The sequence below is a fragment of the Qipengyuania citrea genome, assembly GCF_009828015.1.
In the GTDB taxonomy this organism is placed as follows: Bacteria; Pseudomonadota; Alphaproteobacteria; order Sphingomonadales; family Sphingomonadaceae; genus Qipengyuania; species Qipengyuania citrea.
Genome location: NZ_WTYG01000002.1, coordinates 831253 through 847351 on the forward strand (window position 1 = coordinate 831253; position 16099 = coordinate 847351).

At 63.5% G+C, this 16099-nt stretch carries 13 protein-coding genes; 7 read left to right on the top strand and 6 right to left on the bottom strand.

The window, feature by feature from the left end; translation table 11 throughout:
* Positions 1–183: 183 nt before the first annotated feature.
* Complete coding sequence (locus tag GRI55_RS09540; protein WP_160766957.1) at positions 184–849, bottom strand: hypothetical protein; 666 nt, start codon at positions 847–849, stop codon at positions 184–186.
* Positions 846–1280, bottom strand: coding sequence for a hypothetical protein (locus tag GRI55_RS09545; protein ID WP_160766958.1), 435 nt, complete (start codon positions 1278–1280; stop codon positions 846–848). The genes GRI55_RS09540 and GRI55_RS09545 overlap by 4 nt, the downstream gene beginning before the upstream one ends.
* 544 nt (positions 1281–1824) lie before the next feature.
* On the opposite strand from GRI55_RS09545, the gene GRI55_RS09550 reads away from it, so the two are divergent.
* From GRI55_RS09550 to GRI55_RS09570, 5 genes are all read left to right on the top strand, one after another.
* On the top strand, positions 1825–5325 hold the full coding sequence (locus GRI55_RS09550) for a CHASE domain-containing protein (RefSeq protein ID WP_160766959.1): 3501 nt from the start codon (positions 1825–1827) through the stop codon (positions 5323–5325).
* Between the two features lie 97 nt (positions 5326–5422).
* Positions 5423–5785, top strand: coding sequence for a response regulator transcription factor (locus tag GRI55_RS09555; protein WP_160766960.1), 363 nt, complete (start codon positions 5423–5425; stop codon positions 5783–5785).
* 5 nt (positions 5786–5790) lie between these two features.
* On the top strand, positions 5791–6921 hold the full coding sequence (locus GRI55_RS09560; protein WP_160766961.1) for a tetratricopeptide repeat protein: 1131 nt from the start codon (positions 5791–5793) through the stop codon (positions 6919–6921).
* Positions 6918–7895: a HEAT repeat domain-containing protein gene (locus tag GRI55_RS09565; RefSeq protein ID WP_160766962.1), complete on the top strand. Its 978-nt coding sequence runs from the start codon at positions 6918–6920 to the stop codon at positions 7893–7895. The genes GRI55_RS09560 and GRI55_RS09565 overlap by 4 nt, the downstream gene beginning before the upstream one ends.
* Positions 7892–9319, top strand: coding sequence for a glycosyltransferase family 2 protein (locus GRI55_RS09570; protein WP_160766963.1), 1428 nt, complete (start codon positions 7892–7894; stop codon positions 9317–9319). Before GRI55_RS09565 ends, GRI55_RS09570 begins: the two co-directional genes overlap by 4 nt.
* A 17-nt stretch (positions 9320–9336) precedes the next feature.
* Here GRI55_RS09570 and GRI55_RS09575 read toward each other — a convergent pair whose 3' ends face one another.
* From GRI55_RS09575 to GRI55_RS09585, 3 genes are read right to left on the bottom strand one after another with little or no spacing between them, the layout of a single operon-like run.
* Positions 9337–10068 (bottom strand): glutaredoxin family protein, encoded by a 732-nt coding sequence (locus GRI55_RS09575; protein WP_160767072.1) that lies wholly within the window; start codon positions 10066–10068, stop codon positions 9337–9339.
* A gap of 26 nt (positions 10069–10094) precedes the next feature.
* A complete protein-coding gene (locus tag GRI55_RS09580; RefSeq protein WP_160766964.1) occupies positions 10095–10574 on the bottom strand; it encodes a DUF411 domain-containing protein in 480 nt (159 codons plus the stop codon).
* 28 nt (positions 10575–10602) lie between these two features.
* A complete protein-coding gene (locus GRI55_RS09585; protein WP_063506732.1) occupies positions 10603–10875 on the bottom strand; it encodes a metal-sensitive transcriptional regulator in 273 nt (90 codons plus the stop codon).
* Between the two features lie 74 nt (positions 10876–10949).
* On the opposite strand from GRI55_RS09585, the gene GRI55_RS09590 reads away from it, so the two are divergent.
* Together GRI55_RS09590 and GRI55_RS09595 are read left to right on the top strand one after the other, a co-directional pair.
* A complete protein-coding gene (locus GRI55_RS09590) occupies positions 10950–12656 on the top strand; it encodes a copper resistance system multicopper oxidase (protein WP_160766965.1) in 1707 nt (568 codons plus the stop codon).
* Positions 12653–13654, top strand: coding sequence for a copper resistance protein B (locus tag GRI55_RS09595; protein WP_160766966.1), 1002 nt, complete (start codon positions 12653–12655; stop codon positions 13652–13654). Before GRI55_RS09590 ends, GRI55_RS09595 begins: the two co-directional genes overlap by 4 nt.
* 66 nt (positions 13655–13720) lie before the next feature.
* On the opposite strand, the gene GRI55_RS09600 is transcribed toward GRI55_RS09595, so the two are convergent.
* The gene (locus GRI55_RS09600) at positions 13721–15886 is read right to left on the bottom strand and encodes a S9 family peptidase (protein WP_160766967.1); all 2166 of its coding nucleotides are present in this window, start codon (positions 15884–15886) and stop codon (positions 13721–13723) included.
* Positions 15887–16099 lie beyond the last annotated feature (213 nt).

The window sequence follows — 16099 nt, forward strand, 5'->3', positions numbered from 1 at the left end:
GAAGCCGCCGAGAAACTCGCTGTGTTAACAGCATGCATCCTGCGTAACTTCTGGAGCAATAACGTATTTTGAAGGATTTAAAGTGAAACGGCGGGACACCATTGGGCCCCGCCGTCAACTGTTCGGCAATGGACTGGCAACTGAACAGAGCCATGCTGCCGTCAAAATGCTGGCAAAATGCCGCTAGCAGGCAGAAGGCCCGTCCAGGATGCTTCGGATGAAGTTGGATGTGCGAGCGTCGCTCAACTCTCCATTCATCCAGATCGCCAAAGTGTCCGGATCCGGCTCCTTCGCATCCCTATACGAGAGAAGGCTTCGCCCTGGTTCTTCGAGAGCGTCGCGGCGCTGAATCTCGAGGAATTTGGGCCGGGTCTCCCAATATCTTCCTAGCGGATCGAAACGCTTTTCAGCGACGCGAAGCACTAGACCCGCTCCCAAGATGACATCTCGGTGCAGTGAGCCAAAGCGGCGCGAAAGCGCCCCATCACGTGTCATGAAGACACGATACTCCAATTCGGAGTCTCTCGCTTCAGACCGCAGCCTGTCGACGAGTTCGCCGGTTGGAACGAGGTCCTTCCCTACTACAGGAACGTCTACGACGATTACGTCGCAGCTGTTACCGATCCGCTTCATCAGGCCGTTAATACGCTCGGGGACTATGACGCGCACATCCTCCCCCTCTACGAGACGCAGATAGGCAGCACCTTCTGCGGTAGTGGCTGTGATGATGGGTATCCCTTCGAGTTCCGCCACAGCCTTGAGCACGCGCACCGGCATCGCCGAGTAGGTGTCCTCTGCTGCACGGACATTGATCGCTAGGGTATGAAGCTTGGGAGTGGGTTTGCTCACAGGACATCCTCCTCGCTGAATGTGGCTCTTGCGGGGACTTGGGTCTTCTCGGGTCCCTCTTCTGTGTGTGGGGCATCCTTCGCGGAACCGGATACGTGAGCTTCAGCAGTGGAAGCGGTCGCGGCTTCCTGATTGGTCTGGACCCACGGACCGAGAGACGCGGCGATAGCTTTGCGCAGCGTATCTGGCTTATGCGCATCGTCGCTCACATCCAGCAGGAGCAGGACTACGTCTTCCTGGCGATATCCTGCCTCGCGCATGGTTTCGATGAGCTCCAGATTCTCGCGAACGAGATCGGCCGCTTTCGGCCGGTCGTGGAGCCGCTTCCCCATCGCTTCGCGTCGGCGACGCACGATTGCGTCTGCCTCCGTGAGAGATAGGGCGGTCCCATCGCGGGACGTTCCCGCCTGGGTATTCTTGGACTTTGTCATAGCATCTGACCTTCAACCAAGCGGCAATCCACCGGATTGCCGCAGAAAAGATCACGCCAGAAATGCGGAAATCGCTGCGTTGGCCGCTCGAATTTCGCGAATCGATTCGCCATCGAAAACCAGCCCTTGCAACGCCGCACATGGCGTGACACATAATGGTTCACACGCCCGATTTGGTGCGTGTTCACCGGCGGTTTTCAGGGCCGGACATGTGATCTTGAAAGTGGATTCGCATCCTCTCTCCCCGACCATTTTTCGTCGTCTTCGCCATACGGTCGAACAGGATCCTGCCTGTTCGAGACGATAAGCCGGGCCGGTGTGCGATGCGCGGCCGCAACATGGCCGAGCGGATGATCGAGCGGTGGCGATTGGCGATATCGCCAGCCTACTTCGCCCCGGATCTAAGCCATTGCTTCCATAGCGACTTTTAGGTGGGCGATGCGGGTTGCTCCGCAATGTGCGCTAGACGTTGGTTTCGAGGTTATTAACCTTGCGTCACCCATGCGGATGCAGCGCCGCCCCCCATAGTTTCAACAGGTACAATATGTCGCAACGTCACAAGGCCGGGGGTTCTGCGAACCTTGGCACGGTTCTCCAGCCACGAAATCTGCGTGACATCGGCTTGCTGGCGATCTGCTATTTCGTCGCGGGCTATATCGGCCTCTCACTGGCGGTGCCGCCGGGCTATGCGACGATCATCTGGCCCGCATCAGGCGTGGCGCTGTGTGCCCTGCTGCTGCGCGGCCCGGTTATCTGGCCCGGCATCTGGCTGGGGTCCTTCGCACTCAACGTCATGAACGGGTTCGACCGGGCCAATTTCGACAGTGCCGTGCCGATCATTGCCATCGCCGCGGTGGTGGCCGCCGCTGCAAGCATCCAGGCACTGGTTGGCCTGCGCCTGGCCCAGCGCTTCTCCGAAAGTATCGAGCTTTCGCGCCTGCGCCGGATGGGCATGGCGGTCTTGCTGGTGATCGCCCTGCCCTGTCTCATCGTCCCCACGATCGGGACGGGCACGCTTCTTGCGGCCGGCGCGATCGGTCCCGACATGGTGCTGGAGAACTGGCGTACCTGGTATATCGGCGATTTCTTCGGCGTGCTGCTGATCATCCCGATCCTCCTGCTGTCGCATCGCTCGCCGGTCGAAGTGCGGTGGCACGACCGCTCACTGCAAGGCGCAAGCTCGCTGGTGGCGATCAGCCTGGTGACGACACTGCTGCTGACATTCTACGCATGGCAGTTCATCTCGGAGCGGGAATACGGGCAAGCCGAAGCCAATTTCGTGGCGATCGCCGACGAGACCGACAATGCGCTGCGGTACCGCCTGCAGATATACCAGCGTGCGCTAGAAGCCGGCGCAGCGTTCGTCGCCGTCAATGAAAGCGTGTCCCCGGCCGAGTGGCGCGAATATGTCGCCCAGCTCGACATGACCCGCGCCTATCCGGGCATGCGCGGCTTCGGCACGTTCGAATTTGTGTCCGCAGACGACCTGCCCGCCTTCCGCGACAATTTCATTCGCGAGTTCGGCGATCGCTTCGAAATCCATCCCGAAGTGATGCGCGACGAGCATTATGTCATCAACCGGATCGAGCCGCTGGAAAGCAACCTCGCCGCACTCGGCCTCGACCTCGCGTTCGAGGAAGGGCGCCGCGACGCGATCGCGCTATCGAGGACATCCGAGGAACCGGTGCTCACGCGTCCGATCGTGCTGGTGCAGGACGCAAAGCAGGGCGCGGGCTTCCTCCTGATGCGGCCCGTTTTCGACCGCGCCGGCGAACCGACCGGCAAATGGGTCTACGCCCCGGTCGTGGCGGAAGAGCTGGTCTCGGCGCTGACGCCCGGACAGGGCGATCAATTCGCGCTCGAGGTTTTCCACGGCGACGAGCCTGCCGCCGACGCTCTGCTGTTTTCGACCACGGCGAAGAATGCGGCGGCGAGATTTGTCGTGACGCGGACGGTCGAACTGGCAGGCCAGCCGATTTCACTGCGCTGGAGCAGCCTGACGCCCTTCGAACAGCGCAATTCGTCGAGCGCGCCGGCCTTGGTGCTGGGAAGCGGCATCCTGATCACGATCCTGCTGGGCCTGCTGCTCACGATATTCCTGCGCCGGGAAAGCGATGTCGTGCGCAAGGTCGAGGAAGCGACCGCCGAACTGGCAGAGCGCAACCGCATGCTCGAGATGGCCGAGGCAACCGCACATATCGGCCACTGGCACTTCGACCTGGTCAATGAGGATATTCGCTGGTCGGACGAAGTGTTCCGGCTGCACGGACTGGCGCCCGAGGAAGCACCGCCGCTCGACCGGGCGTTCGAATTCTACCACCCGGAAGATCGTCTGCGGGTCGAGGATACACTCGACCAGGCAATCGCGAGCGGCGAATCGTGCAGGTTCAAGGCGCGTATCCTGACCGCCGATGGCCAGACCAGGCATGTCGAGGTGATCGGCCGGGTCGACACTTGCGAAGGAGGCGAAGCCAGCGCCCTGTTCGGCGTGATGATCGACCGTACGCCCGAGACCCTGATGCGCGAACGCCTTACCGAGACGCTGGAAGAAGCCCGGGCGGCCGACAAGGCCAAGACCAGCTTTCTGGCCAATATGAGCCATGAAATCCGCACCCCGATGAACGGTGTGATCGGATTCACCGAGCTGGCGCTGAGCGAGGAAAAGGAACCGGCCCAGAAGCGGCGCCTCCAAATAATCGCTGATTCGGGCAACGCCATGCTCCGCCTGCTGAACGACCTGCTGGATTTTGCCAAGATCGAGGCCAAGCAGATGGCCATCGTCAGCGAGCCGACCGATCTGCGGCATACGCTGAGAAGCTGCCAGAGATTGATGGAACCGGTCGCGCAATCGCAGGACCTGAAACTGAAACTCGACATCGATCCGGCGCTTCCGCCAATGGTTCTCGTCGACAAGATGCGCTTCCGCCAGATCGTGCTGAACCTTGTCGGCAATGCGCTGAAATTCACGATGGAAGGCGAAGTCACGATCGCGGCATCGGTGGCCAGGCGCGCGTCCGAGCCGGGTGACAATATCGAGGTTACGGTGCGCGATACGGGCATCGGCATCGCTGCCGACCGGCTCGAAAGCATCTTCGAGAAATTCACCCAGGCTGACGATACGACGGCGAGACGCTTTGGCGGGACCGGCCTTGGTCTGCCGATCAGTGCGGAACTCGCCGAACTCATGGGCGGCGACTTGCGTGCCGAGAGCGAGCCGGGCGTGGGTTCCGCCTTCATCCTGTCGATCCCGCTCGAAGCCAGCGCTGCGCAGGTGGCGCAGCAGGCTGCGGAAGCGCCGTCCGGCGATTGCGGGCATGACGTGACGCTGCGTGTGCTGGTGGCCGAGGACAATCCGGTGAACCAGGAACTGACCATGGCGATGGTCGACAAGTCCGGACACGAATGCGAACTTGCACAGGATGGCCGCGAGGCGGTCGAGGCCGTGCTCAACGCCAAGCGCAACGGGAGCCCCTACGATCTGGTCCTGATGGATATGCAAATGCCCGAGATGGACGGGCTGGAAGCCACCAGGGCGATCCGCGCGGCGGGTTTCGATGGCGACACCCTGCCCATTATCACGGTCACGGCCAATGCCTATGCCGACGACATCCAGCGTTGCAAGGCGGCCGGAATGCAGGCGCACCTCGCCAAGCCGCTGCGCCTGAAAGACCTGTGCGCCGCAATCGCGCACTGGTCGTCGCGTGTGGTAATCGAGCCGCGCAGCGAAGAAAATGCGATCGAAGAGGAAACCGATCCACGTTTGCGCATTATGTTCGATGAACGAAAGACCGCTGCGCTCGATGCGCTGGCTTCAGCGCTTGGCGAAAACGAAATTACCGAAGATCGGAAGAAGGAGGTAGCCAGCCTGTTGCACCAGATAGCCGGGGTCGCCGGTTATTTCGGACAAGCAGCGCTTGGCGAAACATGCCGTGAGTATGAACGGAAGATCCTCGCATCCCAGACCGATCGGGACAGCCGCGAACTGATGGAAACCATTCGCGGGCAGATATCGACGGTCGCGGCTGGCGCTTCGGCGGAAAGCTGAGCACTGCGAGGTTCTACGCATGGCCCGCCGCGGGAAACATGCCTTAGAATTGCCTTAATAATCATTCCTTATCCAATGAACGAGCCTGGAGCGATAGATGGCCGAAATACTGATTGCCGATGACGACCCCATTCTTGTCGAAATACTGAAGTTTCGGCTCGAGGGTGCGGGCCATTCGGTGTCGGTCGTCAAGGACGGCGAGGAGGCATTGGCGATGGTGCAGTCCGGCGCGCCGCAGCTGATCGTGCTCGATTCTATGATGCCGATCCTCTCCGGTCCGGAGGTCCTTGCCCAGCTCAAATCCGATGAAGCGGTGCGCGACATCCCGGTGGTGATGCTGACCGCGCGCGACAGCGAGGCCGATATCGTCGCCGGGTTGAAAGGCGGCGCGGCCGAGTATCTGACCAAACCGTTCATCCCGCAGGAATTGCTCGTCCGCATCGAAGGCCTGCTCGGGTAATCCCTGTGGCCGGGGCCCGTATCCTTGTCGCCGCATCGGCCCTCATGGCGGCGCCGCTCGCCGCACAGCAACCGCTCGAAACGCGCAGCGAACAGGTGGAAGCCGCCGAGGCTGCGCGTTCCGCGAGCGACTTTGCGGAAGCACGGCGATTACTGCGCAGCCTGCTTGCCGACGCACCCGGCGATGCCGACCTGCTTCGCCGCCTCGCCATGACCGAGGCGGGCGATGGCAATCTGGACGAGGCTCTGGCGCTGGTCGAGCGGGCTTCCCAGCGCGCGCCTGCCGACCTCGATGTCGCGTTGGCGCGCGCCTATATCCTTTTCTGGAACGGGCAGTACGACGCGGCCGAACAGGCCGTGGCCGGTATCGCCGCGCGGGCGCCCGACTATCCCGACCTCGCCCCGCTACAGGCGAATCTGCGGCGCCAGCGCGATGCAGGCGACCTTCGCCTGCGCGTGCTGTCGGCGTCCGCGAGCGTTTCCGATATCGCATTCGACAATCGCGGCAGCCAGACCTGGACCAGCCAGAATGTGGCCGTCGCGTTCGACGTGTCACAACGCTCTTCGATCACGCTCGCCCTCGCCCAAGAGGATCGCAATACCAAGGACACCCGCCTGTCGGCGCGCATCGACCGGCGGATCGGCACCGGTTTCGTTTATATCGCTGCCAGCACTGTTCCCGATGCAGACTTCCAGGAACGCTGGAGCCTTGCGGCGGGCGGCGAGGACCGGATTTCAGAACGCCTCACGGCGATCCTCGATACGCGTATCGCCGAATATGAAACGGGAACTATCCTCGCGCTGCAGCCGGGCCTGCGGTTCGATCTGGACGATGATTTCTCGCTGACTGCACGCGCGATCAATATCTTCGGAGGCGGCGACAGCTATCGGCTGGGCGGTTCCGCGCGGCTCGACTACCGCGCCGACAGCGGTCTGGCCCTGTTTGCGATCGCTGCGAGCTATCCCGATGTCGAAGCCGACGGCGTCAGGCAGTTGCGCAGCGGTGCGCTTGGCGTGGCCGTTCCGCTGTCCGACCGCTTCACCCTGTCGGGCGCGACCAGCTACGAAGACCGCGAGAACAGCTATCGCCGCCTGTCCGGGACCCTGGCGTTGTCATACAGGTTCGGCACCCCATGATCGGGTACGGCCAGGTGGTGACCGGGACGACGTTCCTCGCCGCGGCGATCGTGGTGGTATTCCTCATTCTCGTCCTGCGCCGCTACCTTGCAGAACGCTCGAAGGCGCAGCGCGATGAGCGCGATGCCGCCATTACTCGCAATTACCTCCACCGGGTGGCCGGGCACAGGGTGGACGATAGCGCCAGGTGGAGCCGCAGCGTCAGGCTCGCCGCGGTAACCCGCATCCTGCCGCTGCTGAAGGGCGGCGAAAGGGCGCGTCTGCTGCAGATTGCCGAACTCGACGGGGTGCTGGCCGAAACCCTGCGGCGCTCGCACAGCATGTTTCGCGCAGAACGGATTTCCGCCATCCATTTCCTGCAGCGGTTCGGAAGCGAGGTCTGCGTGGCCCGCCTGCGCCAGCTCATGGCGCATGATTCCAGTTCCCGCGTGCAGCTCGAAGCGGCATTCGCGCTTGCCGCGAACAACGCGCTGCCGCCGCCTCGGGAAAGCCTGCGCATCCTGAATGCGCTTTCCCGGCAACCGACACGGCTCGATGTCGCGCTGCTGCGCGCGACGGCCCCGCTCTACCCCGCGCAGATGGTCCTTCTCCTCGAAGACGACTTGCCGAGCGAATGGCGCGCGCAGATCATCGACGCGCTTGGCTGGTCGGGCGACATGGGGACCATCGACCTGCTCGAGCGTGCCGCAGCAGATCCCGACCCCGAAATTCGCCGCGCAGCGCTGCGCGCCTCCGCTAAGCTCGGCCATCCGGCGGCCGAACGCTGGATCCTGCCCGCGCTGAACGATCCGATCACGTCGGTCCGCCTGCAGGCGATCGCGGCGAGCGTCTCGCTTGGCCTGCGCAGTGCCCTACCCGATCTGACGGCGATGCGGAGCGATGAAGAACTCTGGATCCGCTTGCGCGTCGAACAGGCCTTCGACAGGCTCGCGCCCGAACAGAACGCGGCCCTGCCCAGGGACGGTGCCCGATGAGTTGGGAACAGTTTCAGATCCTGGCCGCGAACGGAATCATGTGGGTCGCCTTCGCATGCTTCATCATCGTTGCACTGCGCAACGGGATCAGCCTCATCCAGTTGCTGATCGCGGCATGGGTCTTCGTGACCCGCGTCCGGCCGAGCGAAGGCGCCCGCGACCTGTGGCACCGCTATGCCGATCTCGCCCTGCCGATCACCGTCATTGCACCTGCATTCAACGAAGAACTGTCGATCGTGCAGAGCACCAAGGCGCTGCTCGCGCTGGAATATCCCGAACACGAAGTCATCGTGGTCAACGACGGGTCATCGGATTCAACGCTGGACGTGCTGATCGAAGCGTTCGGCATGGAGGAAACCCAACGCACGCAAATTGCCGCGCTACAGGTTACGGAGGTCTACCGGACTTTCCATTCGCGTCGGTACCCGAACCTGCTCGTGGTGGACAAGGAGAACGGCCGCAAGGCCGATGCCGCAAACGCCGGGATCGGTTTTGCGCGCACGCCGCTGGTGTGCATCATCGACGCCGATTCGATCATCGAACCCGACGGACTGCTGCGCGCAGCCGAGCCCTTCATGTATGACGACGGGCGGCTGGTCGCGGTCGGCGGGGCAATTCGCATAGCCAATGGCTGCACCATTCGCGGCGGTTCGCTGCAGAAGATCGGCATTGCCGACACCATGGTCCCCCGCTTCCAGGTTGTGGAATATCTGCGCGCCTTCCTGATGAACCGCGTCGCCAATGCGCATATGAACACGCTGATGCTCATCTCGGGCGCGTTCGGCCTGTTCCGCCGCTCCACGCTCGTCGAAATGGGGGGATATCGCCACGATACCGTGGGCGAGGACCTCGAACTGGTGGTCCGCATGCACCGCCACATGCGCGATCAGAAGCGCGACTACCGGATCGACTTCGTGCCCGATATTGTCTGCTGGACCGAAGCACCCGCTGAACTCGACGGCCTCGACAACCAGCGGGCCCGTTGGCAGCAGGGCGCGCTGGAAACGCTGCAGCGCCATCGCGGGATGATCCTCAACCCGCGCTATGGCCGCATCGGCCTGCTGGCCATGCCGCAAATCGTGCTCGAGGACATTTTCGGACCACCGGCCGAACTGCTCGGCTATCTCGTCCTGCCCGCCGCAGCGCTGCTGGGCCTGCTCGATCCGATGATGGCCGTCGCCTTTTTCTTCGTATCGGTCGTTTTCGGCTGCGTACTCAGCCTCGGGACGCTGGCGCTGGAGGAACAACAGCTGCGGCGGACGCCGAATGCGAAGGATCTGCTACGACTGGGCGCCGCTGCGGTCCTCGAGAATTTCGGCTACCGTCAGATCAATCTCTGGTACCGCATGGCCGGCATCCGCCGCTACTTCCGCAACGACACGTCCTGGGCGGCGGTACCCCGCGTGGGCCTCGGCAAGAGCTGAGCCTGGTCGCCTGGCGGTTACACCGCGACAAGACCAAGCGCCTTGGCCCCCATCCACAGGCCCATGCCGATCATGAACAGGTTCTCGGTCAGCGAAACGAAACCGAGCGGGACATTGCTGTTGCCCCCCACGCAGGCGCATTTGAGCTCGCGCTTGTCGACATAGACGGCCTTGAACACGCTCACCGCGCCGACCGTGCCGATGAACAGCGCAACGGGGACCGAGATGATCGGCAGCACATGCGCCACCATCAGGATACCTGCGAGCGCTTCGCCGAAGGGATAGATATATCCGTAGCGAACCCACCGGCGTGCAAGCAGGTCGTAATTCAGGAACATGGTCGAAAAGCTGCGCAGATCCTGTAGCTTCTGGATGGCGAGCAGCGCCATCGAAAGGCTGACGAACCATTCCGCCGCCTGCACGGTGAAAACCGTTTCGAAGACATACCAGCTGATCGCCAAGGCGAGCATAAAAGCGACGCCGAATATGGCGAGAACCGGCTGGTAGCTGGTCTCGCCCTCTTCGGGCTGGCTGCGGGACTTGCCCAAATATTCGCGCAGGTCGTCGTAGCCACCGATCCGCTGCCCATCGATAAAGGTCTGCGGCGTGGTCGCGACATCGTGCTCGGTCTTGAAGGCATCGGTTTGGGCGCGCGTCTCGAGATGGTGATCCTCGACAGCGAAGCCCTCGCGCTTCAGCAGGTCGACCGTCTTCAGGCCATAGGGGCAAAGATGGTCCGGCATCACCATCCGGTAGACTGTCGCGGTCTTAGTGTTCACGAGGCGCCGCCCGGATAGCTGGACCAGACCTTGCGGCCATCAGGCCCGAAAGCGATGACCTGGTAGGCCTGCCGGTGATCGCCATGTTCCATACCCGGCGATCCGACGGGCATGCCTGCGACCGCGAGCCCGGCAACGCCCTCGGGGCGTTCCGCCAGCAGGCGTTCGATATCGGCGACGGGCACATGCCCTTCGATCACATAGCCATCGACGACAGCGGTATGGCACGAAAGCAGATCCGCGGGCACGCCGTGTGCGGCTTTCACCGCTGCCATATCGGGATGACTGACCGCCTCGACATCGTGTACCCCGCCGCGCTCTAAATGCCCGGCCCAGGCGAGGCAGCAGCCGCAATTGGCATCGCGGTACATGGTCAGGCTGGCCGCCTGGGCAGCGCAGGCGGTCAATGCCGCCACCAGAGCGAGCGAACCCGCCAGCGTCCGGCGAGAAAGCGCCGATCCGAGCGATGAAATCATGTGTGTTCTCCTTGGTTTCGAACCGCGCTCACCGTTTCGCCTTTTCGAACAGCGTCACCAGTTCCTCGAACTTTTCGCGCTGGTCGTCGGCATTGCCGCTGGCGATGGCCTCGGCGACGCAGCAGGCGGCGTGATCCTTCAGGACCTGCGTTTCCACCTTTGCCAGCGCAGACTTGATCGCCTGGATCTGGTGCAGGATGTCGATGCAATAGCGATCGTCCTCGACCATCTGGGCGACGCCGCGAACCTGACCCGCAATGCGGTTGAGCCGGTTGATCCCTGCCTTTTTCGCTTCGGCCATTCCATCGTCCTGTCAAAATACCCTATGGGGGTATATATCGGTTCGACCGCAGGTTCAATTGGAAGCAGTTTCGCATGTCCACTCTTTCCCGCCGCCACCTCATCAAGAGCACCGCCGCGCTTGCCGCCGCCAGCGCGCTGCCCATGCCCGCGTGGGCGAAAGGACAGTCGCTTTCGCACGCCAGAAAAGGGTTCGGCGAGGTTTCCGGGGAGGATATCGAGCTTGCCATCGGCAATCACCATTTCGCCATCGGCAACCGCTCGGGACATGCCGTGGCGGTAAACGGGACGATTCCCGGGCCGCTGGTGCGGTTGCGCGAAGGCCAGCGAGCGCGGCTTCACGTCACCAACACTCTCGCCGAGGACAGCTCGATCCACTGGCACGGCCTGCTCGTACCGTTCCAGTTCGACGGTGTTCCGGGGGTGAGCTTTCCCGGTATCCGTCCCGGCGAACGGTTCACCTACGACTTCCCGATCCGCCAGAGCGGCACCTATTGGTGGCATTCACACTCGGGATTGCAGGAACAGGCCGGTCACTATGGTCCGATTATCGTCGAAAGTGCCGACCCCGATCCGCGCTACGACCGCGATTACGTAGTGCTGCTCAGCGAATTCACACCGCTCCATCCGCATGACATCATGCGCAAGCTGAAGGTCGGCGAACACTATTTCCAGCGCGACATGCTGACCGCAAGCGAAGGCACCATGCCCGGCGCCATGCGCCGCATGTGGGGCAAGATGCGGATGAACCCGCGCGATATCTCCGACGTGACGGGCAGCACCTATACCTTCCTCGTCAATGGCCACGGGCCGCAGGACGATCTGCAGTTCGCGTTCGTACCGGGCGAGCGCGTGCGCCTACGGGTCATCAACGGGTCGGCCATGACCTTCTTCAATCTGCGTATTCCCGGCGTTCCGATGACGGTGATCCAGGCCGACGGCCAGGACGTGGACGAAGTCGAAGTCGATGAATTCCAGATCGGTGTGGCGGAAACATACGACGTCATCGTCAGTCCGCCCGCCGGCAGCCATGCCATCGTTGCCGAGGCCATGGACCGCAGCGGCATGGGCATCGCCAGCCTGACCAGTCACAAGGGGCATATCGCCACCCCGCCCCCCCTGCGCCAGATCCCCACGCTGACCATGGCGGACATGGGGATGATGGACCATTCCGCGCATTCCGGAAGCGGAATGGCGAGCATGGAGGGCATGGACCATTCGATGCGCGACACATCGGCGCTGCCCGCCGATGTCGAAGCGGGGCCCGGCGTGGACATGGTCGCCCCCATGCCGATGGACCGGATGGACTTCCCCGGGCTCGGGCTGGATACGGTCAGCCACCGCGTGCTGCGCTACACCGATCTCAGGGCCCGCCGGATGAACCCCCACCGCGAAATCGACCGCGAAATGGAAATCCATCTTACCGGCAATATGGAACGCTACATGTGGTCGTTCGACGGCCGGAAGTTCACCGCGGTCACCGACGATCCGATCCGTTTCGGCTATGATGAACGGGTTCGCGTGAAGCTGGTCAACCAGACGATGATGGCGCATCCGATCCACTTGCACGGGCACTTTTTTGAACTCGTCAACGGTGCTGACCACATGCACCAGCCGCTCAAGCATACCGTTGTGGTGCAACCCGGCGGAACCGCCACGTTCGACCTCACCGCCAACGAACCGGGCGACTGGGCCTTTCACTGCCACCTTCTCTACCACATGCATGCGGGCATGATGCAGGTGGTGACCGTGCGGCCGTTCCCCGAAGGAGCGGAAGCATGAGGCGCGCCGCACTGCTAGCCGGGGCCATGTTGATGGCCGCGCCGCTCGCCGCGCAGGACCATGCGGAGCACGGGAAAAACGCCGGGACGCAGCCGCAAATGGACCACTGCGCGATGGGACACCTGCCGCCCGAACAGTGTCCACCGAAAGAAGGCGACCCGCCGGCGGAGACCATGGACGACCCGATGGCGGGGATGGATCATGGCGCGCACCGGGGCATGGCGGAAAAGTCGGCTCCCGGCGCGGCGGCCGAAGATGCCCTGCCTCGGCGTGCGCTCGAAGGGCCGCAGCATGCCGCCGACGCGATCTGGGGCAGCGCGGCCATGGCGCCCGCCCGCCGCCAGCTCGCGCGCGAGAACGGCGGCATGGTCACGGGCAAAATCTTCGTCGAACGGCTCGAAGCCCGGCTTGCGGCCGATGGCGCGGAGGACGGCTATGTCTGGGATGCCCAGGCCTGGTATGGCGGCGACATCAATCGCTTCGTGCTCAAGACCGAAGGCGAAGGCGAGATCGGCGGCGCGCTGGAGGATGCGGAGATCCAGGCGCTCTACAGCCGCGCTATCGGCCCCTTCTTCGATCTGCAAGCGGGCGTCCGCTTCGATTCCGAACCCGAGGCGCGCACGCATCTGGTGGTCGGCGTGGCGGGTCTTGCGCCCTACATGTTCCATGTCGACGGAGCGCTGTTCCTGTCCGACCGGGGCAAGCTGACTGCGCGGATCGAGGCCGAATACGACCAGAAAATCACGCAGCGGCTCATTCTTCAGCCCCGCATCGAAGCCGAGTTCGCCGCGCAGGACATTCCTGCACGCGAGATTGGTGCAGGGATCACCAAGATCGAACCCGGGCTCAGGCTACGCTACGAGATCGTTCCCGAATTCGCGCCCTACATCGGTCTCGAATACGAAGCGAAAACGGGCGAAACCGCCGACATCGCGCGCCTTGCGGGAGAAGACCCCGATGGCCTGAAAATAGCGCTCGGATTGCGCGCCTGGTTCTAGGCGCGCAATCCGGTGCCCGAGGTGAGACACGCGCTCACCTCGCGCGCCAGACCGGCCTGCCCCGCTTTACTCGGCCGGTGATGCGGTCCGGGTCCATCCCGAACGGTAGCGGTCGAACCAGGCGAGGATCGCCGCAGCCTTGGCGGCCGATTGCGACGGCCTCGCCGCAATGCTGCCGTGGCTGGCGCCGGGCACCTTGACCAGAGCGGTAGGCACGCCGCGCAGCCGCAATGCGGTGTAATACTGCTCGGATTCGCTGACCGGCGTGCGGTAGTCCTCGCTGCCGACCACCACCAGCGTGGGCGTTTCCACTTCGCCAACGAGCGAAAGCGGCGACAGACGCCAGTAGGTCTCGGGGTCTTCCCAGGGCTGTGCGCCGATCCAGTAACGGCCGAAAAACGCGGGACCGTCGGCGGTCAACGCCTGCGTGGTCCAGTTGATCACGGGCTTCTGCGTGGCGGCAGCCTTGAACCGGTCGGTCTTGCCAACGATCCAGCTGGTCAGCACGCCGCCGCCCGATCCCCCGGTAACGAACAACTGGTCGGGATCGGCAATCCCCAGCGCGATCGCACGGTCGACGATCGACATGAGATCGAAATAGTCATTGCCCGGATAGGCCTTGTCGATCTCGTTGGCGAAGTCTTCCCCATAGCTGGTCGAACCGCGCGGATTGGCCGACAGAACAGCATAGCCGGCAGCGGCATAAAGCTGGTTGTCGGTCGAGAAATGCGGGCCGTAGGCGGCGAAGGGTCCGCCATGGATTTCGAGGATCAGCGGCACACGCTGGCCTTCGGCATAGCCCGGCGGCAAGGTCAGCCACCCCTCGATCTCGAGCCCGTCATGGCTCGACGGCACCGCGATCCGGCGCACTTCGCCCAGCGTTTTCACCGCGCGAAGCGAGCGGTTGAGATCGGTCAGTATCCGAAGGTCGCCGCCGCGTTGCAGGCCGACTTCCGCCGGGCGCGTGGCCGTGCCCACCGTAAAGGCAATCGCGTCGTTTTCCGAAACCGAAAAGCTGCCACCGGTATAGGGCCGATCGAGCCCCCCGCCCGAGACGCCCTCGACCACATCGCGCACCGAGCCATCGAGACCGATACGCGCGACGCGGGTTTCCCCGCTGATATCATATTGCGCGTAGATCGCGCGGCCGTCGGCATCCCACCGGATACCTGCAGGGCTGTATCCCCATTCGGCGGTCAGATTGCGGACGCTTCCGCCACTGCGGTCCATGACATAGAGGTCGTCATCCTCATAGGCGCGCAGGGCATCGTCGAAGCCGAGATAGGCCACCAGTCGGCCGTCGGGCGATGCGACCGGGCTATGATCGGGGCCGTCCCGATCGGTCAGCTGGGTCACTGCGCCACTCGCCACATCGAGCGCGTAGATCTCGCCCTCGACGGGATCCTCTTCCCAGTCCGCGCGCCGGTTGGCACCGAAATAGATCGTCGATCCATCGGGCGACCAGCTGAGCGGGCCGCCGTCGTGATACCGCCCGTAGGTCAGTTGCCGCGGCGCACCACCGGTTGCCGGAACGAGGAATATCTTCTGGAAACCGGGCTCGACATACCCCTGCCCGTCGGCGCGATAGGTCAGCAGGTCGCGGATCTCGAGCGGTTCGGCCCAGTCGGCGCCTTCCGGCTTGTTCGCCGGCGCCGATCCCAACTTTGGCCCCTCGTCCTTGACTTTCATAGTGTAGGCAATCGAACGGCCGTCGGGGGCCCAGGCGATGCTCGACGGGCCCGTCGGCAGGCCGGTCAGGCGTATGGCCTCGCCGCCATCCAGCCATTGCACCCACAGCTGCGCCCCGCCCGCTTCGGTCGACGCATAGGCAAGACGGTCGCCGCTGGGCGACCAGCGCGGGCTGAAGGCATCGCCATTGCGCCCGGCGAGCGGCGTTTCGCGTCCGGTGCGGATGTCGATCAACCAGATCGAGCTGACGGCGCGGTCGGACATGATGTCGTTCGTCCGGCGAACATAGGCGATATGGCGGCCATCAGGGCTGATCTGCGGGTCGGCCGCAATCGCGATGTCGAACAGATCGGCGCCGGTGAAACGGCGTTCGGGACCGGTGCGGTCGCTGCCCATTGCCGCACCCGTCATGGGCGCCGCGCGCTGGTTTTCGACACTTCGTGCCGGTGCGTCCTGCGGCGCGGCTTCGGCTTGCTGTGCCAAGACGCTGCCCATCGGTATTACCAGCAATGCGATCCCCGTCGCCAGCCTGCCTATCGCCATCTCGTCAATCCTCTCGCTCGCGGTTCGACCGATCTGTCGCCTTGCGGCGGAGCGCAGTCAATGTGTCATCTTCGACAGTTAGTCCCGGTTGCCTCGCCTGCGTCACCGGCGCAGAGTGAGCGAGATGCGGAAAAATTGGCCGCGCAGCAAAATCGCGCCCGAGCAAGAGCAGGATCGAGGACCGAGATACCATGCATATCGACCGACGAAACT